This window comes from Flavonifractor plautii ATCC 29863, from assembly GCF_000239295.1.
GTDB lineage: Bacteria > Bacillota > Clostridia > Oscillospirales > Oscillospiraceae > Flavonifractor > Flavonifractor plautii.
Map to the genome: position 1 here is coordinate 1 of NZ_JH417779.1, position 20224 is coordinate 20224.

General features: G+C 64.4%; 20 protein-coding genes. 17 read left to right on the top strand and 3 right to left on the bottom strand.

The features are described from left to right. Nucleotides 1-130 precede the first annotated feature (130 nt). The 9 genes from HMPREF0372_RS09690 to HMPREF0372_RS09730 all read left to right on the top strand — a co-directional run bounded on the left by HMPREF0372_RS09690 (nucleotide 131) and on the right by HMPREF0372_RS09730 (nucleotide 10117). Nucleotides 131-439 carry an ABC transporter permease gene (locus tag HMPREF0372_RS09690; protein WP_338029199.1) on the top strand — a complete coding sequence of 103 codons (309 nt, stop codon included), beginning with the start codon at nucleotides 131-133 and terminating at the stop codon, nucleotides 437-439. A 10-nt stretch (nucleotides 440-449) separates the two neighbouring features. Beyond that, nucleotides 450-1772 (top strand): ABC transporter permease, encoded by a 1323-nt coding sequence (locus HMPREF0372_RS09695; protein ID WP_007491615.1) that lies wholly within the window; start codon nucleotides 450-452, stop codon nucleotides 1770-1772. A 9-nt stretch (nucleotides 1773-1781) separates the two neighbouring features. Beyond that, complete coding sequence (locus HMPREF0372_RS09700) at nucleotides 1782-2810, top strand: ABC transporter ATP-binding protein (RefSeq protein WP_007491617.1); 1029 nt, start codon at nucleotides 1782-1784, stop codon at nucleotides 2808-2810. Next, the gene (locus tag HMPREF0372_RS09705) at nucleotides 2797-3813 is read left to right on the top strand and encodes an ABC transporter ATP-binding protein (protein WP_007491619.1); all 1017 of its coding nucleotides are present in this window, start codon (nucleotides 2797-2799) and stop codon (nucleotides 3811-3813) included. The genes HMPREF0372_RS09700 and HMPREF0372_RS09705 overlap by 14 nt, the downstream gene beginning before the upstream one ends. Next, nucleotides 3810-5555 (top strand): peptide ABC transporter substrate-binding protein, encoded by a 1746-nt coding sequence (locus tag HMPREF0372_RS09710; RefSeq protein WP_007491621.1) that lies wholly within the window; start codon nucleotides 3810-3812, stop codon nucleotides 5553-5555. Before HMPREF0372_RS09705 ends, HMPREF0372_RS09710 begins: the two co-directional genes overlap by 4 nt. 153 nt (nucleotides 5556-5708) lie before the next feature. Continuing rightward, nucleotides 5709-6383, top strand: coding sequence for a response regulator transcription factor (locus HMPREF0372_RS09715; protein ID WP_007491624.1), 675 nt, complete (start codon nucleotides 5709-5711; stop codon nucleotides 6381-6383). After that, complete coding sequence (locus HMPREF0372_RS09720; protein ID WP_007491626.1) at nucleotides 6364-7395, top strand: HAMP domain-containing sensor histidine kinase; 1032 nt, start codon at nucleotides 6364-6366, stop codon at nucleotides 7393-7395. The genes HMPREF0372_RS09715 and HMPREF0372_RS09720 overlap by 20 nt, the downstream gene beginning before the upstream one ends. A 17-nt stretch (nucleotides 7396-7412) precedes the next feature. Further along, nucleotides 7413-8456: a M20/M25/M40 family metallo-hydrolase gene (locus HMPREF0372_RS09725; RefSeq protein ID WP_007491627.1), complete on the top strand. Its 1044-nt coding sequence runs from the start codon at nucleotides 7413-7415 to the stop codon at nucleotides 8454-8456. 20 nt (nucleotides 8457-8476) lie between these two features. Then, a complete protein-coding gene (locus HMPREF0372_RS09730; protein ID WP_007491629.1) occupies nucleotides 8477-10117 on the top strand; it encodes an amidohydrolase in 1641 nt (546 codons plus the stop codon). A 179-nt stretch (nucleotides 10118-10296) separates the two neighbouring features. Here HMPREF0372_RS09730 and HMPREF0372_RS09735 read toward each other — a convergent pair whose 3' ends face one another. Next, nucleotides 10297-10974 (bottom strand): response regulator, encoded by a 678-nt coding sequence (locus HMPREF0372_RS09735; protein ID WP_007491631.1) that lies wholly within the window; start codon nucleotides 10972-10974, stop codon nucleotides 10297-10299. Next, nucleotides 10975-12597, bottom strand: a complete 1623-nt coding sequence (locus HMPREF0372_RS09740) for an ATP-binding protein (protein WP_007491633.1) — start codon at nucleotides 12595-12597, stop codon at nucleotides 10975-10977. A 164-nt stretch (nucleotides 12598-12761) separates the two neighbouring features. Here HMPREF0372_RS09740 and HMPREF0372_RS09745 point away from each other — a divergent pair, with 164 nt between their 5' ends. The 8 genes from HMPREF0372_RS09745 to atpC are packed head-to-tail and all read left to right on the top strand — an operon-like array spanning nucleotide 12762 to nucleotide 18992. Then, nucleotides 12762-13472, top strand: a complete 711-nt coding sequence (locus tag HMPREF0372_RS09745; protein WP_007491635.1) for a F0F1 ATP synthase subunit A — start codon at nucleotides 12762-12764, stop codon at nucleotides 13470-13472. A 27-nt stretch (nucleotides 13473-13499) separates the two neighbouring features. Continuing rightward, nucleotides 13500-13718, top strand: a complete 219-nt coding sequence (gene atpE, locus HMPREF0372_RS09750; RefSeq protein ID WP_007491637.1) for an ATP synthase F0 subunit C — start codon at nucleotides 13500-13502, stop codon at nucleotides 13716-13718. Between the two features lie 13 nt (nucleotides 13719-13731). Continuing rightward, on the top strand, nucleotides 13732-14217 hold the full coding sequence (atpF, locus tag HMPREF0372_RS09755) for a F0F1 ATP synthase subunit B (RefSeq protein ID WP_007491639.1): 486 nt from the start codon (nucleotides 13732-13734) through the stop codon (nucleotides 14215-14217). Next, nucleotides 14214-14738 carry an ATP synthase F1 subunit delta gene (gene atpH, locus HMPREF0372_RS09760; protein WP_007491640.1) on the top strand — a complete coding sequence of 175 codons (525 nt, stop codon included), beginning with the start codon at nucleotides 14214-14216 and terminating at the stop codon, nucleotides 14736-14738. The genes atpF and atpH overlap by 4 nt, the downstream gene beginning before the upstream one ends. Further along, nucleotides 14735-16255 (top strand): F0F1 ATP synthase subunit alpha, encoded by a 1521-nt coding sequence (gene atpA, locus HMPREF0372_RS09765; RefSeq protein WP_007491642.1) that lies wholly within the window; start codon nucleotides 14735-14737, stop codon nucleotides 16253-16255. Before atpH ends, atpA begins: the two co-directional genes overlap by 4 nt. Next, on the top strand, nucleotides 16243-17124 hold the full coding sequence (gene atpG / locus HMPREF0372_RS09770) for an ATP synthase F1 subunit gamma (protein ID WP_007491643.1): 882 nt from the start codon (nucleotides 16243-16245) through the stop codon (nucleotides 17122-17124). Before atpA ends, atpG begins: the two co-directional genes overlap by 13 nt. A gap of 59 nt (nucleotides 17125-17183) precedes the next feature. Next, nucleotides 17184-18584 carry a F0F1 ATP synthase subunit beta gene (gene atpD / locus HMPREF0372_RS09775; protein ID WP_007491645.1) on the top strand — a complete coding sequence of 467 codons (1401 nt, stop codon included), beginning with the start codon at nucleotides 17184-17186 and terminating at the stop codon, nucleotides 18582-18584. Beyond that, a complete protein-coding gene (atpC, locus tag HMPREF0372_RS09780; protein ID WP_007491647.1) occupies nucleotides 18585-18992 on the top strand; it encodes an ATP synthase F1 subunit epsilon in 408 nt (135 codons plus the stop codon). A 166-nt stretch (nucleotides 18993-19158) separates the two neighbouring features. Here atpC and HMPREF0372_RS09785 read toward each other — a convergent pair whose 3' ends face one another. Next, on the bottom strand, nucleotides 19159-20109 hold the full coding sequence (locus HMPREF0372_RS09785; protein ID WP_039997161.1) for a carbohydrate kinase family protein: 951 nt from the start codon (nucleotides 20107-20109) through the stop codon (nucleotides 19159-19161). Nucleotides 20110-20224: the final 115 nt, after the last annotated feature.

Consider the following 20224-nt stretch of genomic DNA (forward strand, 5'->3'; position numbering starts at 1 on the left):
GCAAACTAAAGTGCGAAAAAATCTTGACACGACCGGACGAGGCCCGGTGCTGGTCATTGGGGCATTCCCACTGTCCTTCATCACCCGCCTGACCCGCACCAGCTTGGTGGAGGTGCAGTAGCAGGACTACATCCGCACTGCCCGGAGCAAGGGCATCTCCGAATTCAAGGTAATCTACAAGCACGCCCTGCGCAATGCCCTGCTGCCGGTGGTGACTTACATCGGGCCCATGGTGGCCTCCATTGTCACCGGCTCCTTTGTCATTGAGACCGTATTCGGCATCCCCGGCGTGGGCCAGTTGTTCACCGACAGCATTGTAAACCGTGACTATCCGCTGATCATGGGCATTACGGTGTTCTTTGCCGTACTGCTGGTCCTGGCCGTGCTGATCGTGGATCTCGTTTACGTCCTAATCGACCCCAGAATCAAGCTGGATTGAGGAGGCGCGCATGAGTATGAAGGAAACGGACCGCCGCTGGCTGCCGGCGGAGCGGGACGCCCTGGCCTCCGAGGCCATCGGGGGCCCCAGCCTGACCTACTGGCAGGACTGCTGGCACCGGCTGTGCCGGAACAAGACCGCGCTCCTGTCCATGGTGGTGGTGGTGATTGTGGTGCTCTCCGCCATTTTTGTGCCCATGTTCTGGCCCTATTCCTACGAGGAACAGGACCTGCGGTACGCCAACATCCCGCCGGAGCTGGAAATCTACGATCTGGGCGGTAACAGCTTCGTCTATGTCACCAGCGACTACAAGTGTATTGACACCGACGGCTCCGGCCACCTGCTTGGGGCCTCCACCCTGGTCAAGGATGACAAAGCCGGGCGGACCTACCTATATGAGATCAACGGAAAGGATTTGCTGGTGGACTACGGCGTGTACTTCCGGGCCAAATCGGAGTTTATCACCCAGGAGGCTGCCCACGGCGACGGCAGTCCCGTCACCGTGGCGGAGGTGGAGTACCTGAGGGAGTACTACGGGGAGGACGCCCCCGAGACGGTGAGTCTGCGGGAGGCCGAGCACATCCTGGAGGACAAGATCGACCGCTTCCGTGTGTTCTACGACGGGGCGCAGATCACCCCTGCCAAAACCGTCCTGAACAAGACCTATATCTGGGGCACCGACTCCCTGGGCCGCGACCTGTTCATCCGCGTGGTGTACGGCGCCCGGGTCTCCCTGCTGGTGGGCGTGGTGGCCGCCCTGGTCAACCTGATCGTGGGCGTACTCTACGGCGGCATTGCCGGCTACTTCGGCGGCGCTGTGGACAACATCATGATGCGGATTGTGGACACCATCAGCTCCATCCCCATGATGCTCTATGTCATTCTCATCATGGTGGTGCTGGGCTCGGGCCTGCACTCAATCATTCTAGCCATGGGCCTGACCTACTGGGTGGGCATGGTGCGCATCGTCCGCTCCCAGGTGCTCACTATGCGGGAGCAGGAGTTTGTCTCCGCCGCCGTCCTGCTGGGTGTGCCCACCCGGAAGATCCTGGTGCGCCACCTTATTCCCAACGCCATGGGCCCCATCATGGTGGCCCTGACCATGCAGATCCCCAGCGCCATGTTCACCGAGGCGTTTCTGAGCTTCATCGGACTGGGCGTCTCCAAGCCCCAGGCCTCTTGGGGCGCGCTGGCCAACGCCGCGCTGCCCAGCCTTTACACCAGCCCTTATCAGCTCTTCTACCCCGCCCTCATCATGAGTATCACCATCCTGGCGCTCAACCTGTTCAGCGACGGACTGCGGGACTCTCTGGACCCGCGGCTGAGAAAGTGAGTTTGCGATATGTCAAGACGTTTACTTTCGGTTCGAAATCTAAAGACCTCCTTTTTCACCCACGTAGGCGAGGTAAAGGCGGTGCGCGGCATCAGCTTTGATGTGAACCAGGGCGAGGTGCTGGGCATCGTGGGAGAGAGCGGCAGCGGCAAGAGCGTCACCAGCCTGTCCATCATGGGCCTGCTTCAGCACCCCGGCCGGGTGGTGGACGGAGAGATTTTTTTCCAGGACCAGGACATCCTCTCCTACGGAAAGCGCCGGATGCGCCGGGTGCGCGGCAAGGAGATTGCCATGATCTTTCAGGATCCCATGACCTCCCTCAACCCGGTGTATACTGTGGGCAACCAGATCATGGAGATGCTCCAGGAGCATGAGGACATCGGCAAGGGTGAGGCCAAACAGCGGGCCATTGAGATGCTGCGTATGGTGGGCATTCCATCCCCCGAGAAGCGAATTCACAACTACCCCCACGAGTTCTCCGGCGGCATGCGCCAGCGGGCCATGATCGCCATTGCCCTGGCGTGCAGCCCCAAGCTGCTCATCGCCGACGAGCCCACCACCGCCCTGGATGTGACCATCCAGGCCCAGATCCTCAACCTGATCAAGCGCCTGAACCGGGAGCTGGACATGACCACGATCCTGATTACCCACGACCTGGGCGTGGTGGCCACCCTGTGCGACAAGGTGGTGGTGATGTACGGCGGGCTGATTATGGAGGACGGCACGGTGGAGGAGATCTTCTACCACCCGAAGCACCCATATACCATGGGTCTGATTGACTCCATCCCCCGTGTCACGGGCGGGGAGAAGCAGCGGCTTAAGCCCATTCCCGGTACCCCGCCCAACCTGATTCACCCGCCGAAGGGCTGTCCCTTCAGCACCCGGTGCCCCTACTGCATGAATGTGTGTATGGAGGAGATGCCCCCCTATTTCCAGGAGGACGGCCACCGGACGATGTGCTGGCTGCTCCACGAGGAGGCCCCCGTCAATCCGGAGTATGTTCAGCGGAAGGAGGCGATGCGGCGTGCCGACGGATAAGCTCCTGGAGCTGGAGGGCCTGACCAAATACTTTTATAAGCCCATGGGACTGCTGGGCCGCAGAAAACAAGTAGTGCAGTCCGTGGATCATGTCAGCCTCCATATCCTGCGCCACGAGACCTTTGGCCTGGTGGGCGAGTCGGGCTGCGGCAAGAGCACCCTGGGACGCACCATCACCCGGCTCTATGAGCCCACCGAGGGAAAAATCCTCTACGACGGGACGGATATCAGCCATCTGACCGGCCCCCAACTGCTCCCCTACCGCAAGCGTATCCAGATGATCTTTCAGGATCCCTATGCCTCCCTAGACTCCCGTATGACGGTCATGGACATCATCCGGGAGGCGCTGGATCTTCACTCCGAACTCACCACCAAGGAGCAGAGGAGCCAGCGGGTCTATGAACTGCTGGACCACGTGGGCCTGATGCGGGAGCACGCCAACCGCTACCCCCACGAGTTCTCCGGCGGCCAGCGCCAGCGCATCGGCATCGCCCGCGCCCTGGCGGTCAATCCCGAGTTCATCGTCTGCGACGAGCCCATCTCCGCCCTGGACGTGTCCATTCAGGCCCAGGTGGTCAATATGCTGGAGGATCTCCAGCGGGAGTTCGGGCTGACGTACCTGTTTATCGCCCACGACCTGTCCATGGTGCGCCATATCTCCAACCGCATCGGCGTCATGTACTTGGGCAAGCTGGTGGAGGTGGGGGACAGCGAGGAAATCTACCAGAACCATCTCCACCCCTATACCGAGGCCCTGCTCTCCTCCGTGCCCCTCCCCGACCCGGAGCTGGCGCACAGGAGCGAGCCCATCATGCTGCAGGGGGACATCCCCAGCCCCATCGATCCCCCTTCCGGCTGCCGGTTCCGCACCCGCTGCCCTTACGCCACGCAGTTGTGCGCCGAGCAGGAGCCGCCGCTGACCGAGGTGGGAAGCAACCATGCGGTTGCCTGCCATAGAGTGACCCCCGCAAGGGGGAATGAGGAAAAAGGAGGCATATTATGAAAGCGAAGCATCTCGTTTCCATGCTGCTGGCCGGTTCCATGATCCTGGGGCTGGCGGCCTGTGCGCCCACCACCAACTCCGGCGGCGGGAACGACAGCCCGCAGCCCACCGGAACGGACTCCGGCTCCGGCGGTGCATCCTCGGAGTACCTGGTTTACAACGTGGGCGAGGAACCCAAGACCTGGGACCCCCAGCTTAACACCTCCAGCATGGGCGGCCATGTCATTCTGAACCTCTACGACGGCCTGGTGCGCGACACCCGGGACGGCGTCCAGATGGCATCCGCCGAGCGCTACGAGCTCTCGGCCAACGCCGACGGCGTTGAGGACACCGTGTACACCTTCTATCTGCGGGACGGCCTGACCTGGTCCGACGGCGAGCCGGTCACCGCCCACGACTACGAGTACGCCTGGAAGCGGGCCTGCTCCCCGGAGATGGCCTCCCCCTACGCCTTCCTGATGACCGACTACATCAAGGGCGCTTATGAGTACTTCAGCGGCGAAGGCAGCCGGGACGAAGTGGCGGTCAAGGCCCTGGACGACAAGACCCTCCAGGTGGAGCTGAAGCAGCCCACCGCATACTTCCTGAACCTGGTGTCCTGGTTTACCTACATGCCCTGCCGCGAGGATATGGCCTCCACCGGCGAGGGCTGGGAAAAGGATCCCGCCAAATGCGTCTCCAACGGCGCGTTCATGCTGGAGGAGTACAAGGTGGGCTCCCACATTCTGCTGAAGAAGAATCCCAACTTCTGGAACGCCGATAATGTAAATCTGGCCGGCGTGCGCATCCTCTTCATCTCCGACGCCACCACCTCCCTCCAGGGCTATGAGGCCGGTGAAATCAACGTCACCTCCATCCTGCCCGGCGCGGAGATTCCCCGCCTGCTGGCCGAGGATCCCAACTTCTCCAGCGAGCCCGCCCTGGGCAACAGCTACTTCCAGTTCAACATGGACGCCGACGTGGTGAACGACCTCAATGTGCGCAAGGCCCTGTCCCTGGCCATTGACCGGAGCACCATCACCGACCAGATCCTGCGTGACGGCTCTGTACCCGCCTCCGCCTTTGTGGCGCCTCCCTTCAAGCTGTCCACCGGCGAGAGTATGCGGGCGCTGGATGAGAACGGAAACGTGGTGGAGGAGTACGAAATCGCCCCCTACTCCGCCAAGGTGGAGGAGGCTCAGGCCTATCTGGCTGAGGCCGGCTACCCAGGCGGGGCGGGCTTCCCCGAGCTGAACGTCCTTTACTACGACAGCGGCAACAACTCCCTGATTGTGGAGGCGGTGCAGCAGATGTGGCAGGAAAACCTGGGCATCAAGGTTAACCTGCAGGTGCAGGAGTACGCGGTGTTCACCAACACCATCAACTCCGGCGACTGGAGCATTGCCTTCACCGGCTGGAGCGCCGACTACAACGACCCCATGACCATGCTCTCCCTCTTCACCGCCGAGGGCATGAACGATGTCCGCTGGCGCTACAAGCCCTACTCCGGCGTGCCCGGGGATACCATTCTCAACCCGGAAAACGAGGCCTATGACAACGCCGTGAAGATGGCGGCCAAGACCTCCGGGGAGGAGCGCGACGCCTACCTGAAGGAGGCTGAGGATGTCCTCATGGAGAATATGGTCATCTGCCCGATCTACTATACCACCTATACCCAGGTCATTGACCACGGCAAGGTTTCCGGCCCCGGCCGCACCCCGGTCGGCCAGTGGGACTTCCAGTACTATACGGTGATCGGCTGAGCCGAGGCGCCCCTCATGCCACCTGCCGCGCATGGGGGGCGCCCTTTCTTTCCGGCATCCTCTACCAGCCGCCCCGGGAATATGGTATAATAGCAAAGTATTACGGGCTTGGTATTATGCTCCTGAGCAATTGGGGAGAGAGGTGTGTGCGGCATGTGGATCAGCGTTTTGGAGGACGAGGCCGTTCTCAACAATCTGATTACCAAATATCTGCAGAAGGAGGGCTACTCCGTCCGCAGCTACCTGCGGGGGGAGGATGCTGTGCAGGGGCTGGACAAGCCCACCGACCTGTGGGTGATCGACATTATGCTCCCGGACATCGACGGCTTCACCGTCTTTCGGGAGGTACAGAGGAAGAATCCCAACAGCTATGTGATCTTCATTTCTGCCCGCAACCAGGATATTGACCGCCTGGCCGGGCTGGAGCTGGGCGGGGACGATTACATCTCCAAACCCTTTCTGGTGCGGGAGCTGGTTATCAAGGTTCAGCGGCTGCTGAAGGGGGGACGGCCTAAAACAGCGGAGGTCCAGGTGGGGCCGTACACGGTCCATCTGGAAAAGCACCTGGTTTACTGCGGCAGCGAGAGTATCAGCCTCACGGTGAAGGAGTACGACCTGCTGCTCTATCTGGCGGCTAACCGGGGGCACGTCCTGAAGCGGGGCGACATCCTGGACGCCGTGTGGGGCTATACCTTTTATGGCTCCGACCGGGTGGTAGACGACACGATCCGCCGCCTGCGCAAGAAGCTGCCCGGCATCGAAATCAGTACGCTCTATGGCCTGGGCTACTGCCTGACGGGGGAGAGACATGAATCGCTTTGCGACTAGATACTGGCTGCAGGACCGGCCCCTGAGCGTCCAGCTCTGGGCCTGCCTCTCACTGGCGGAGGGACTCACTTTGGCCGCCATCCTGCTGTACGTCCTCCTTCTGCTCCGGCTGGAGGAGCCCGGACAGTGGTATGGGCTGGCCGCCCTGTTCCCCCTGCTGCTCATTGCAAACCTGTTCGCCGCCAAGCTGGCGGCCCGGCGCATTACCGAGCCCCTGGAGCGGCTGGCAGGGAATCTGGAGCGCATCAAGGGCAAAAACTGGAGTGAGCCGGTCTTGCAGGTGGCCCGCCGGGACGAGATCGGGACGATTGTCAACACCCTGTCACAGATTCAGCGCAATGTGGTGGAGCTCAACGAGGACGAGGAGTTTTTCTATCAGAGTGTGTCCCATGGGCTCAAGACCCCCATTATGGTCATCCAGAACTGCTGCGCCGCCTATCAGGACGGCATCTACGGCTCCGAGGCCATCGACATCATCATGAAGGAGAGCCTGGCGGTGGAGGCAGGGATCAGGAAGCTGCTCTATGTCTCCTCCTTCGATCACATGCTGGGCAAACAGAGCGACTTCCGGCCGGTGGAGCTCCGGGGACTGATGGAGGAGTGCCGCAGGCGGTTTCGGGGCAACGAGCGGGGTATCCGGCTGGAGGTGGACGTCCCGGCCGGCCTCACGGTGTCGGGGAATGAGGCTGCGCTCCAGACCGTCTTTGACAATCTGGTGGAAAACGGCCTGCGCTATGCGGCCAGCTACATCCGCATGGAGTTGACCGGGGAGGAGGAGGGCGGCTACCTCCTGACCGTGGAGAACGACGGCGCGCCCATCCCGCAGCCGACTCTGAACGTCCTGTTTCAAAAGTTCTACAAGGGGGCGGACGGCAACTTCGGCCTGGGCCTCTACATCGCAAAAAAGATTGTGCAGTTTCACAAGGGGGACATCTGGGCCTCCAACTGGGCCGACGGAGTGCGCTTTCAGCTCCTGCTGCGCAGGGAAGACCGCATGGCCGGTCGGCGTTAGAAAGGAACGATAGGGTCATGAACAAGGCTTTTTTATATGAGATGCTCCGCACCGAGTCGGTGAGCGGCGGGGAGATCCCCCTTCAGAAAAAGGTGGCCGCCTACATGCGGGAGCAGGGAGCGGAGGTGGAGACCGATCTGGCGGGGGATGTGATTTCCTCCATCAACAGCGCATCCCCCTTCCGGGTGCTCCTGTGCGGACATATCGACGAGATCGGCTTCCGGGTGACCCACATCACCGACGACGGCTACCTCCAGGTGGGCAAGGCCGGCGGCATCCGTCTGGCACTGGCTCAGGGTAAGCGGGTGACGGTGCTGGGGCGGAAGCGGCTCACCGGTGTTATGGGCCTGCTGCTGCGCAACGGCGAGGTGCGCACCGACATCGAGCTGACCGATCTCTACATCGACTGTGGCTTCACCAGCCGGGCGGAGGCCCTGGAGCTGGTCGCCCCCGGGGATTTCGTCACCTACTCCTATGCCGTGGACGAGCTGGAGAACGACTGCATCGCCGGCCGGGGGCTGGACAACCGCCTGGGCGCCTATACCGTGCTCCACGCTCTGCTGCGGGCCCGGGAGAAGGGGGCGAAGGTGGGCGTCTTTGCGGCCACCACCACCGGAGAGGAGACCACCATGCGGGGCGCCTTCCATGCAGCAGGCCGGGTGCGGCCCACGCTGGCTGTCGCGGTGGATGTGATCCACACCTCTGATTTCTCCGGTATGCCCCCCCAGCGCTTCGGCCGTATCAAGCTGGGCGGCGGCCCCGCCCTGGCCAAGGGCTCGGTGTGCAGCGCGCCTCTCAACCGGGCGCTGGAGGAGGCCGCCGGGCGGTTGGGAATCCCCCTGCAGTATGCCGTCACCCCAGGCGTTATGGGCACCGATGCGGATAAGCTCAACCAGACGGGTGCGGGCCTGCCCGTGACCACCCTTTTTATTCCCCTGCGCTACATGCACTCCCCCAGTGAGGTGGGCTCTCTGGCCGATGTGGAGCAGACGGTGGAGGTGCTGGCCGAGTTTCTGGCAGCCCTGGATGAGCACTTTGATCCCGACCCGTTCCGGGACTAAATGCGGAGAGGAGAAACACCATGCTGCTGCTGACCAATGGAACCATCGCCACCATGGACCCGGCCCGCCCAATGGCGGAGGCCGCCGTGGTGGACGGCGCATACTTCGCCTATGTGGGCGGCCGGGCGGACGCCGAGGACTTCGCCCGCCGCTTTTCCAGGGGAGCCTGGGAGACTCTGGATCTCCAGGGCCGCTTTGTAATGCCCGGCTTCAATGACTCTCACCTGCACTTCATCCACTATGTCAAAACAAAGCTGTCCGTCAACCTCTTCGGCTGTACCTCTCTGGCGGAGGTGCAGGAGCGCCTGCGCCGGGGGCTGGCCGGGCTGGAGGCCGGCTCCGGCCGCTGGCTTCTGGGCGAGGGGTGGAACCAGGAGCAGTTCACCGGCGAGCGGCGCTTTCCCACCCGCCGGGAGCTGGATCAGGTGAGTACGGAGTACCCCATCCTGATCCTGCGCTCCTGCTTCCACGTGGGGGCGCTCAATTCCAGGGCTCTGGAGTTGCTGCACATCAACCGGGACACAGTGGGGCACTACGGCGCCTTTGCCGAGGTGGACGAGACCGGGGCGCCCAACGGCGTGGTGAAGGAGAACGTACTGGACGACATCAAGGCCGCCATCCCCTCCGTGGGCCTGAGTCCCCTGCTGGAGCAGGTAGTTCAGTCCCAGCACGACCTGCTGGCGGAGGGCCTGACCAGCATACAGAGCGACGATTTCAAGTATGCGCCGGACGAAGAGCCCTATGCCCTCATGGACGGCCTGCGGGATCTGGCCGAGCGGGGGGCGCTGAAGCTGCGCTTTGCCGAGCAGGCCCTGCTCACCGAGCCGGAGACCCTGGAGGAGTTCTTCACCCGGGGCGGGGCCTGCTTCGGCGGCGGCGACCGCTTCCGCATCTCCACGGTGAAGCTCCTGGCCGACGGCTCCCTGGGGGCGCGGACGGCCTTCCTGCGGGAGCCCTATTCCGACGCCCCGGACACCTGCGGCCTGCCCATCTACCCGGAGCAGGCACAGTTGGACCGGCTGGTGGTCACCGCCCACCGGCACAATATGGCCGTTGCCATCCACGCCATCGGAGACGGAGCGGCTGAGATGGTGCTCAACGCTTTCCAGCGGGCCCGCGCGGAGCTGCCCTGGCTGCACCCCCGTCACGGCATGGTGCACTGTCAGATCCTGTCGGAGGGACAGCTCCGCCGCATGGCGGAGCTGGATGTCACCGCCTTTGTCCAGCCGGTGTTCATCAACGGCGACATGCACATCGCCCCCGGACGACTGGGCGGAAACCGCCTGGCCCACTCCTACGCCTGGGGCGACATGGAGCGGCTGGGCCTCCACATGGCTTTCGGCACCGACTGCCCGGTGGAGCGCTTTCACCCCCTGGAGGGGGTCTACTGCGCCGTCACCCGGCGGGACTTCACCGGAAACGGCCCCTTCCTGCCGGAGCAGGCCCTTACGCCCTACCAGGCGCTGTACGCTTATACCGCAGGCGGCGCTTACGCCTCCGGTGAGGAGCGCATCAAGGGGCGCATACGCTCCGGCCTGCTGGCCGACTTCCTCCTGGTGGACCGCAACCTGCTGACCTGCCCGCCGGAGGAACTGCTCTCCGCCCGGGTGCTGCGCACCTATGTGGGCGGGGCGTGCGTCTTCCGCGATCCATCCTTCTGAGGCAAAACAGGGCCCGCAATTCCGCTGGAATTGCGGGCCCTTGCAGTTAGGGCTCAGCGGCTGCCCGGCTCTGGTATTTGGACTTTGCCCTTCTGTTCCGGGGAGGAGGAGCGGAGCCGGAAAAGGCCAATGGCGCGCGCATTCCTTACAGATGCGCGCGCCATTGGCGGGGAAGGGGTTCAGGCAGGCGGGCCGGGGCAGCGGTACAGGCGGCAGGGACGGCCGCCTGTGTCGTAGTTGACGGCGCTGGCCGCCTCCCCCCGCTCTACCAGGTAATTGACATACCGCCGCACCGTCACCACTGAAAGGCCGGTCTGGCGGGAGAGGGCTTCGCTGGGCAGGCCCTGGGGCGGAGCAGCCCGCAGGCAGGCGCGCACAAGCTCCAGGGTGCTCTCCTGGAGGCCCTTGGGCGGCTGGTGCTCCGCCGGGAGGGCGGGGGAAAAGAGCCGGTCCAGCGCGCTCTGCTCCACCGCGTCCCCGGCCACCGCATCCCGGTGGCGGCAGAAGGTATCCAGCGCCTGCTGAAACCGCTCATAGGTGAAAGGCTTCACCAGATAGTCCACCACCCCCAGCTTGAGCAGGGTGTCCACGGTGGGGGCGTCGTTGGCGGCGGTGACCATGATGGCGTCGATACCAACCCCCTGGCCCCGGAGGGCGTGGAGCAGCTCCAGCCCGGTGAAGAGGGGCATATAGACATCCAGCACCGCCAGATCGGCGGGGTTCTGCTCCAGCCAGGCCAGGGCGGCCCGGCCGTCCTGAAAGGACTGCACCACCTGGAAGCGGGCGTCCCGCTCCACAAAGGTGCGGTTCAGGAGGGAGACCATGGGGTCGTCCTCCACAATGACAACGCGGTACATTCAGGGTTCCTCCTTGGGGGCCGGGAGGGGTTCCCGGCGGAAGCTGAGAAAAAATGAGGTGCCTACGCCGGTTTCCGACTCCACCCGGATGTCGCCGTGGTAAGCCTCCACTACCTCCCGTACCAGCGCCAGCCCAGTCCCCCGGCTGCGGCCCTTGGAGGAGGCTCCGCGCTCGAAGAGGGTGCGCCGCAGGGCGGAGGGGATGCCGGGGCCGGTGTCCTCCACGCAGAGAAACAGGTTATCCGCCCCCTCGCGGATGCTGACGGAGACTTCCTTGGTCCCACGGCGGGTCTGATTCAGGCCCTCAATGGCGTTTTCAATCAGATTGCCCAGTACGGTCACCCAGGCGTCGGGGGAGAGCCAGGAGGTTCCGGCGCTCAGGACGCTCTCCCGGTCCAGCGTGAGCCGGATACCCAGCTCGTTGGCCCTGCTGGTCTTGCCCACCAGCAGGGCGGCCACCGAGGGCTCCTTGATCTGGTTCATGATGCGGCTCACTGCCTCCTGCTGGGTACGGGTGGTATCCATGATGTACTGCTGGGCCCGCTCCGGCTCGCCGATCTGCAGCAGGCCCAGGATAACGTGGAGCTTGTTCATGAATTCGTGGGTATAGGCCCGCATGGCATCCACCATGTGCCGCACGCCGGTGAGGTCGTCGGCCAGCCGGGCCACCTCGGTCCGGTTGCGGAAGATGCCCACCGCCCCTGCCAGAGCGCCGTTTTCATACAGGGGCAGGCGGTCAGCCAGCACCCGCACGTCCTTGAGGGACTTCATGCTCACGTTGTACTCCGGCCGCCCGGTACGCAGAATGCGGTCCAGGGTGGAAGAGGGGTAGACGGAGTGGAGGGGGCGGCCCATGGCGGCCTCCGGCGCCAGGGAGAGCATCTGGGCTGCGGCGGCGTTGAGAAAGATGATACGCCCTTCCCGGTCGATGGCCAGAATCCCCTCCTCCAGGGCCTCCAGAATGTCCTCCCGCTGGTGGAAGCGCCGGGCGAAGGCGTCTGGTTCGTAGCCCATCAGGGAGCGCTTGATGCGCCGGGACAGCCGCAGGGCCAGCAGGGCCCCCACTGCCGCCGCCAGCGCGCCGATGGCCGCCAGGCGCAGGGCGGTGGTCAGCGCCACATGGGTCAGGCTGCGCAGGTAGAGCCCCACGGCCATAAAGCCGATTACCGCCCCGGATTCGTCCCGGATGGGGGCGTAGGCCGAGTGGTCGGAGCCCATTGGACCGCTGTCGTCAAAGGTATAGGGCTCCGCCCCTGCCAGGGCGCGGGTCTGGGCGGAGCCAGTGTAGCGGCTGCCAATAAAGCTGCGGTCTGACGCATAGCGGAGCACGCTTTCCGTGTCTCCCACCAGAATCAGATCGATATCCGAGGTGCGGGCGGTGGCCGCGTCCAGAAAGTCGGCCAGCTCGTCTGCGGGCACCTCCCCCAGCAGGGCCTCCCTCACGAGGGGCACCTGGGAGAGAATGGATGCGGAGTTAAGCAAATTCTGGTCCAGGGTCTTCCGCTCGGTCCGCAGGGTGATGTAGAGGGTGCCGGCCAGGGAAAGGGCCACCGAGACGGTGACGATAATCAGGCTCAGCCACATGAGCTGGGCGCGGATGGAACGCCCGGTCTGGTTGGACATGGACAATGCGCCTCCTTTTTCCCGGTTGGGATCAGTATAAGATAAATTCAGCCACGCTGTCAAACGAAAGCGCAGCACGGACATATTCGAAAGTTTTTTTACTTTCAAAAGGGTTCCCAAAGCCGCCCGTCTGGTAGTATGATAGCCCACGCGAAAACGAGGTGATGCGAGTTGTGAGTTTGGATGCATTCAAGGAATCCCTGGTGGAGGAGCTGGGAAACAAGGTGGCCTTTACCGTCCCGGTGCTGGGCGGCGTCCCAGTGGCGGAGTCGGTGGTAGTGACCTGGATTGTGATGGCGGCCCTGATCGCGCTGGCCCTGGCGCTGACCCGTCGGCTCAGCGTGGACCGCCCCGGCAAGGTCCAGTGCGCGCTGGAGTGGGCGGTGGAGTTCCTCAACGGCTTCGTCAAGACCAACATAGGCGCCCACTGGCGGCCCTTCGCCCCCTGGCTGGGGACGGTGGCCCTCTACATCGGCCTGAGCAACCTCATCGGGGTCTTTGGCCTGACACCCCCCACGAAGGACATCAGCGTGACGGCGGCCCTGGCCCTCATGAGCATGTTCCTCATCTACGGCGCCCAGTTCCGCTACAACGGCCTGGCGGGCGGCCTGAAGAAGTTCGCCGAGCCCATGCCGCTGCTCATCCCCATCAACCTGATGGAGGTGGCCATCCGGCCCCTGGCGCTGTGTATGCGCCTGTTCGGCAACATTCTGGGCGCCTTCATCATCATGGAGATGCTCAAGCTGCTGGTGCCGGTGGTGCTGCCGGCGGTGTTCAGCCTCTACTTCGACCTGTTTGACGGGCTCATTCAGACCGTCGTCTTTGTGTTCCTCACCACCCTGTTTACCGGTGAGGGCATCAAGGAGGAAGACTAAATCAATCGATTTTAGGAGGAAATCATTATGACACTGGGAATTATTGCTGCGGGTATTGCGGTTTTCACCGGCATCGGCGCGGGTATCGGCATTGGCTTCGCCACCGGTAAGGCCAGCGAGGCCATCGCCCGCCAGCCGGAGGCCGCCGGAAAGATCAACAGCGCCCTGCTGCTGGGCTGCGCCCTGGCCGAAGGCACCGCCATCTTCGGCTTCATCACCGCGCTGCTCGTGATCTTCATGGGTTAAGGGGGCGTCCCCAATGCTGGACTTCCAAGTTTCCACCATCGTCTTTACCGTCATCAATCTGCTGGTGCTCTATTTTATCCTGCGCAAGCTCCTGTTCGGCCGGGTCAACGCCGTGCTGGAGCAGCGGGCGGCCCGGGTGAAGGAGACCATCGACTCCGCCGAGGCCAGCAAGAGCCAGGCGGAGGAGCTGCGCGCGGAGTATGAGGACAAGCTCACCGACGCCCGGCAGGAGGCGGCCAAGCTGGTGGCCGACGCCCAGAACCGCGCCCAGCGGGCCTATGAGGCCAAAATGGCGGACGCCGAGACCGACGCCAAGCGGCTGCGGAGCGAGGCGGAGGCGCAGATCGCCTCCGAGCGGGACGCCATGCTGCGCGGGGCGCGGAACGAGGTGGCCTCCCTGGCCCTGCTGGCCGCCGCCAAGGTGGCCCAGCGGCCCACGGAGGACGGCGACCGGGCGCTGGTGGACTCCTTCCTGGCGGAAGTGGGTGAGCAGGCATGAGCGAGCTCGCCCGCCGCTATGCCCAGGCCCTGTGGCAGGTCTCTCCCGACGGGGAGGCCCTGGAGCGCACGGCCCGGGCCCTGATGGAGGAGCCCGCCCTTTGGGAGGCGCTCTGTTCCCCCGCCGTCCAGGCCGGAGAGAAGGGGCGGGTGCTGGCCCGGCTGCCCGGGCTGGAGGAGGGCGGCCCACTGCCGCATTTTTACCGCCTCCTGGCGGAGAAGGGCCGCATGGCCCTGCTGCCTGAGATTGTGGAGGCGTTTCACGGGCTGGAGCTGGCCCGGCGGGGCGGCGCCCGGTGCGTGCTGACCTGTGTGCACCCGCTGGAGGCGGAGGAGCTGGAGAAGCTCCGGGCGGCCCTGTGCCGTCTCCACCACAAGAAGGAGATCGTCTTTGACGTGCGCACCGACCCGGCCCTGCTGGGCGGCTTTACCCTGGATATCGAGGGCGTGCGCTATGACAAGAGCGTCCGCGGGGCGCTGGGCCGGATGGGCCGCCAACTGGAAGAGAGGCGAATGGCATGAGAGCAAAACCGGAAGAGATTGTCTCCGTCCTGCGGGAGGAGATTCAGAATTATGACACCCGGGTTCGCCGGGATGAGACCGGCACCGTCCTGGAGGTGGGCGACGGCATTGCCACCGTCTACGGCCTGGATCAGGCGGTGTATGGCGAGCTGGTGGAGCTGGACACCGGGGTGAAGGGCATGGTCATGAACCTGGCCCGGGACAGCGTGGGCGTGGTGCTGCTGGGCAGCGAGGCCGGCGTCCGGGAGGGCACCGTGGTGCGCCGCACCGGGCGGGCCGCCGACGTCCCCGTGGGCGACGGCCTGATCGGCCGAGTGGTGGACGTGCTGGGCCAGCCCATTGACGGCCTCGGCCCCATCGAGACCAACGAGACCCGCCCCATTGAGCACGAGGCCAGCGGCGTGGTCAGCCGCGAGCCGGTCAACGTACCCCTCCAGACCGGCATCCTGGCCATCGACGCCATGGTGCCCATCGGCCGGGGACAGCGCGAGCTGATCATTGGGGACCGCCAGACCGGCAAGACCGCCATCGCGGTGGACACCATCCTGAACCAGAAGGGGCAGGACGTCATCTGCATCTACGTGGCCATCGGCCAGAAGGCGTCCACCGTGGCCCGCATTCAGGACACACTGAAGAAGCACGGGGCCATGGACTACTCCATCATCGTGTCCTCCACCGCCAGCGAGTCCGCCCCACTCCAGTACATCGCCCCCTACTCCGGCGCGGCCATGGGCGAGTATTTCATGGGCAAGGGGAAGGACGTGCTCATCGTCTATGACGATCTGAGCAAGCACGCGGTGGCCTACCGTACCCTGTCCCTGCTGCTCAAGCGCTCTCCCGGACGGGAGGCCTACCCCGGCGACGTGTTCTACCTCCACTCCCGCCTGCTGGAGCGGGCCTGCCGCCTGACGAAGGAGTACGGCGGTGGTTCCATGACCGCCCTGCCCATCATCGAGACCCAGGCCGGCGACGTGTCGGCCTACATCCCCACCAATGTTATCTCCATCACCGACGGCCAGATCTACTTGGAAACCGACCTGTTCTTCGCCGGACAGCGGCCCGCCGTCAACGTGGGCCTGTCCGTGTCCCGCGTGGGCGGCGCAGCCCAGACCCGGGCCATCAAGAAGACCGCCGGTACCCTGCGTATTGATCTGGCCCGGTTCCGGGAGCTGGAGGTCTTCACCCAGTTCGCCTCCGATCTGGATCCCGCCACGCAGCAGGCTCTGGACCACGGCCGCCGGCTGCTGGAGCTGCTCAAGCAGCCCCTCTACCACCCCATGCCGGTGAGCCGCCAGGCCATCCTCCTGTATGTGGCCACCAGCGGCCTGGTGGACGACGTGCCTCTGGAGCACGTGCGCCCCTTCGTGCTTGGATTTGTCGGCGAGATGGAGGCCGAGCACCCCGACGTGGTGGCGGAGATTGAGTCTACCGGCACCCTGAGCGGCCCGGCAGTGGAGTGCATCCGGGCGGCTCTGGCCGACGCCAAGAAGCGGGGGAGCGCCACATGGCAAGCATAAAGGAGATCCGTACCCATATCAAGAGCGTGGAGCAGACGCTGAAGATCACCAACGCCATGTATCTCATCTCTTCCTCCAGCCTGCGCAAGGCACGCAGGCAGCTCACCGATGTGGAGCCCTATTTCAGCAAGATCGAGGCCACCATCTCCGATATCCTCCACCACTCCCCGGAGATCGACCACCGCTTTTTCGATAAGCGCCCCGGTATCCCGCCCGACAAACGGAAGACGGGCTTCATCGTCATCACCGGCGACAAAGGGCTGGCGGGGGCCTACAACCACAACATTCTCAAGCTGGCTGAGGAGAAAATGTCCAGGGCCGCCAATCCCAGCCTCTTTGTGGTGGGGCAGGTGGGCCGCTCCTACTTCCTGGAGCACGGCATCCCCATCGACGTGGAGTTTCTCTACACGGCCCAGGACCCCAACATGGGCCGGGCCCGGGATATGGCCGAGCTGATGCTGGACCTCTATCTGGACGGCCAGTTGGACGAGGTGTATGTCCTCTTTACCAAAATGGTGAGCTCCTTCCAGATGGAGCCCACCGCCCACAAGCTATTGCCCCTGGACCCCGATGTGTTTCCTGAATATGAGAAGAACCGGGACAGCTATAACCGGGACGTGGTGTATGTGCCCTCGGTGAAGGCGGTCATGGACCGGCTGGTGCCCGGCTATGTAAAGGGAGACCTGTTCGGCGCACTGGTGGAGTCCTATTGCTCCGAGCAGAATGCCCGCATGACGGCCATGAAGTCGTCCAGCGACAACGCCCGGGCTATGCTCCAGCGTCTGAACCTGTCCTTCAACCGGGCCCGTCAGGCGGCCATCACCCAGGAAATCACGGAGGTTGTAGGCGGGGCCCAGGCGGCCCTGTAACATCCCCCGGAGAGGGGATATACAGAACATACCAAGACCCGAAAGGGGATTTTGCCATTATGAGTGAGAAGCAAGGAACCATTGTACAGGTCATGGGCCCCGTGGTGGACGTGGCCTTTGACGGCGGCGCCCTGCCGGAGCTGAAGGAGGCCCTGGAGGTGGAGCTGGACGGCCGCCGGGAGGTCATGGAGGTGGCCCAGCATGTGGGCGGCGACACGGTGCGCTGCATCATGCTCTCCCCCAGTGAGGGCCTGGGCCGCGGCATGGCCGTCACCGCCACCGGCGCGCCCATCTCCGTCCCCGTGGGCGAGGGCGTGCTGGGCCGCATGTTCAACGTTCTGGGCGACGCCATCGACGGGAAGGGCCCGGTGCAGACCAGCGAGAAGTGGTCGATTCACCGCCAGCCCCCCGCGTTTGAAAACCAGCGCCCCGTGGTGGACATCTTCGAGACCGGCATCAAGGTCATCGACCTGCTGGCCCCCTACGCCAAAGGCGGAAAGATCGGCCTGTTCGGCGGCGCCGGCGTGGGCAAGACGGTGCTCATCCAGGAGCTGATCCACAACATCGCCACCGAGCACGGCGGCTACTCCATCTTCACCGGCGTGGGGGAGCGCACCCGCGAGGGCAACGACCTCTGGCGGGAGATGACCGAGTCGGGGGTCATTGAAAAGACGGCCCTGGTCTTCGGCCAGATGAACGAACCGCCCGGAGCCCGCATGCGGGTGGCCCTGACGGGCCTGACCATGGCCGAGTACTTCCGCGACCGGGAGAAGCAGAACGTACTGCTCTTCATCGACAACATCTTCCGCTATGTCCAGGCGGGCAGCGAGGTCTCCGCCCTGATGGGCCGGATGCCCTCCGCCGTGGGCTATCAGCCCACCCTGGCCAACGAGGTGGGCGCCCTTCAGGAGCGGATTACCTCCACCAAGGACGGGGCCATTACCTCCGTCCAGGCCGTCTACGTCCCCGCCGACGACCTGACCGACCCCGCTCCCGCCACCACCTTCGCCCACCTGGACGCCACCACCGTCCTCTCCCGTAAGATCGTGGAGCAGGGCATTTATCCCGCCGTGGATCCCCTGGAGTCCACCTCCCGTATTCTGGAGCCCGACGTGGTGGGAGAGCGGCACTATAAGATCGCCCGCGGCACCCAGGAGCTGCTCCAGCGCTATCGGGAGCTTCAGGACATCATCGCCATCCTGGGCATGGAGGAGCTGGGGGAGGAGGACAAGCGCACCGTGGAGCGGGCCCGCCGCATCCAGCAGTTCTTCTCCCAGCCCTTCTCGGTGGCCGAGCAGTTCACCGGCCTGGAGGGCCGCTACGTGAAGCTGGAGGACACACTGCGCTCCTTCGAAACCATCCTGGGCGGCGAGCTGGACAAGTATCCCGAGGCCGCCTTCAGCAACGTGGGCAACGTGGACGAGGTCATCGCCAAGGCCAAGAAAATGGGGGCGGTGTAAATGGCGGAGGCTTCCACCTTCTACCTGGAGATCATCACCCCGGAGCGGCAGTTCTACATCGGCCCCGCCGAGGCCCTGGTCTTTCCCGCCGTGGACGGCGAGATGGGAGTGTACCCCGGCCACGAGCCGGCGGTCACTGCCGTGGAGCCGGGAGAGCTGCGCTACAAGGTGGACGGCAAATGGGAGCCCGCCGCCGTAGGCGCGGGCTTCGTAGAGATCAAGCCGGACTATGTGATCCTGCTGGTGGGCTTTGCCGAGCACCCGGAGGAGATCGACCGCAAGCGGGCCGAGGCCGCCCGGGAGCGGGCCGAGGAACGTCTGCGTCAGAAGCAGAGCATCCACGAGTATTACCACTCCAAGGCGGCTCTGGCCCGGGCCATGGCCCGCCTCAAGACCCGCAGAGAGTAATACAGCCTGCCGAAAAAGATTGTATGGCGGAAGGGGCACGATTTCCCGCAAAATTGTCACCTCTTCCGCCATGCGAAGTGTCATTTCCGAGGCCCTCCTTCGGGGAAGGTTTTTCGACAGCCTGAAGAATAATAGAAGGCCCGCCGGTACTCCGGCGGGCCTTCTATTACTCTTCCAGAGCGGCCAGCACCTCCGCCTCTGTGGGGATGGAGGAGATGCCGCCGGGGCGGAGGGTGGACAGGCTGGCGGCGGTGACGGCGAAGCGGGCGATGCCCTCCAGCGCGCCGGGCTCCAGCTCCGCCGGAGGTGTGTCCAGGGCCAGCAGCTTCGCCACGGCGCTGCCCCCGAAGATGTCCCCCGCGCCGGTGGTGTCCACCGGCCGCACCGCCGGGGCGGGCACCCAGCAGGCCCCCCTGGCGTTTTCCAGGTAACAGCCCTGGGGCCCCAGTGTGATCATAGCCAGAGCCACACCACACTCCTCCCGCAGGCGGCGGGCCCCCTCCTCCGGCGTACAGCCCCAGAGGAAGGACAACTCCTCGTCACTGAGTTTGACCACGTCGGCCTGCTCCAGGCCCCAGAGCGTTTCCGCTCTGGCCTGGGCCTCGCTCCGCCACAGGGGCGGACGGTAGTTTGGGTCAAAGGTGACGAGCTTTCCCTGCGCCCTGGCGTAGGCCACCGCCTGCCGGGTGGCGGAGCGGGCTGGCTCGTCGGTCAGGCTGAGGGCGCCGAAGTGGAAGGCCCTGGACTGGTCGATGAGGGAGAGCTCCAGCTCGTCAAAGCGGAGCACGGTGTCCGCGCCCGGCTTGCGGGCGAAGCTGAAGGAGCGCTCTCCGTCCACGAGGGTGACGAAGGCCAGGGTGGTGAACACAGTTGGATCCACCCGGATGCCCCGGGTTTCAATGCCCGCCCGGGCCAGGGTGTCCACCAGCAGGCGGCCGAAGGCGTCGTCCCCCACCTTGCCCAGAAAGGCGGCGGAGGCCCCATAGCGGCAGAGGGCGGCCAGAAAATTGCCCGGCGCCCCGCCGGGGTGGGCGGCCAGGGTGGGATAGCCCTCTCCATCGGTGCTGAGCTGGGTGAAGTCGATCAACAGCTCCCCCATTGCAGTTAGGTCGTACATTTCCATAACCCCCTTTGGTTAAAAGTATAGCACAGCCGGGGCGGCGGGAAAAGCGGCGAAATCGGGGGAACAGGATTGACAGCTGTAGGACTACAATACATATTGGACATCTGAA

Coding starts and splice junctions, on each gene's coding strand:
- HMPREF0372_RS09735 (WP_007491631.1), bottom strand. CDS start 10,974: ATGTACCGCGTTGTCATTGTGGAGGACGACCCCATGGTCTCCCTCCTG.
- HMPREF0372_RS09720 (WP_007491626.1), top strand. CDS start 6,364: ATGAATCGCTTTGCGACTAGATACTGGCTGCAGGACCGGCCCCTGAGC.
- HMPREF0372_RS09730 (WP_007491629.1), top strand. CDS start 8,477: ATGCTGCTGCTGACCAATGGAACCATCGCCACCATGGACCCGGCCCGC.
- HMPREF0372_RS09715 (WP_007491624.1), top strand. CDS start 5,709: ATGTGGATCAGCGTTTTGGAGGACGAGGCCGTTCTCAACAATCTGATT.
- atpC (WP_007491647.1), top strand. CDS start 18,585: ATGGCGGAGGCTTCCACCTTCTACCTGGAGATCATCACCCCGGAGCGG.
- HMPREF0372_RS09700 (WP_007491617.1), top strand. CDS start 1,782: ATGTCAAGACGTTTACTTTCGGTTCGAAATCTAAAGACCTCCTTTTTC.
- HMPREF0372_RS09725 (WP_007491627.1), top strand. CDS start 7,413: ATGAACAAGGCTTTTTTATATGAGATGCTCCGCACCGAGTCGGTGAGC.
- HMPREF0372_RS09785 (WP_039997161.1), bottom strand. CDS start 20,109: ATGTACGACCTAACTGCAATGGGGGAGCTGTTGATCGACTTCACCCAG.
- HMPREF0372_RS09740 (WP_007491633.1), bottom strand. CDS start 12,597: ATGTCCAACCAGACCGGGCGTTCCATCCGCGCCCAGCTCATGTGGCTG.
- atpA (WP_007491642.1), top strand. CDS start 14,735: ATGAGAGCAAAACCGGAAGAGATTGTCTCCGTCCTGCGGGAGGAGATT.
- atpH (WP_007491640.1), top strand. CDS start 14,214: ATGAGCGAGCTCGCCCGCCGCTATGCCCAGGCCCTGTGGCAGGTCTCT.
- HMPREF0372_RS09695 (WP_007491615.1), top strand. CDS start 450: ATGAGTATGAAGGAAACGGACCGCCGCTGGCTGCCGGCGGAGCGGGAC.
- atpE (WP_007491637.1), top strand. CDS start 13,500: ATGACACTGGGAATTATTGCTGCGGGTATTGCGGTTTTCACCGGCATC.
- atpF (WP_007491639.1), top strand. CDS start 13,732: ATGCTGGACTTCCAAGTTTCCACCATCGTCTTTACCGTCATCAATCTG.
- atpD (WP_007491645.1), top strand. CDS start 17,184: ATGAGTGAGAAGCAAGGAACCATTGTACAGGTCATGGGCCCCGTGGTG.
- atpG (WP_007491643.1), top strand. CDS start 16,243: ATGGCAAGCATAAAGGAGATCCGTACCCATATCAAGAGCGTGGAGCAG.
- HMPREF0372_RS09710 (WP_007491621.1), top strand. CDS start 3,810: ATGAAAGCGAAGCATCTCGTTTCCATGCTGCTGGCCGGTTCCATGATC.
- HMPREF0372_RS09745 (WP_007491635.1), top strand. CDS start 12,762: ATGCGAGTTGTGAGTTTGGATGCATTCAAGGAATCCCTGGTGGAGGAG.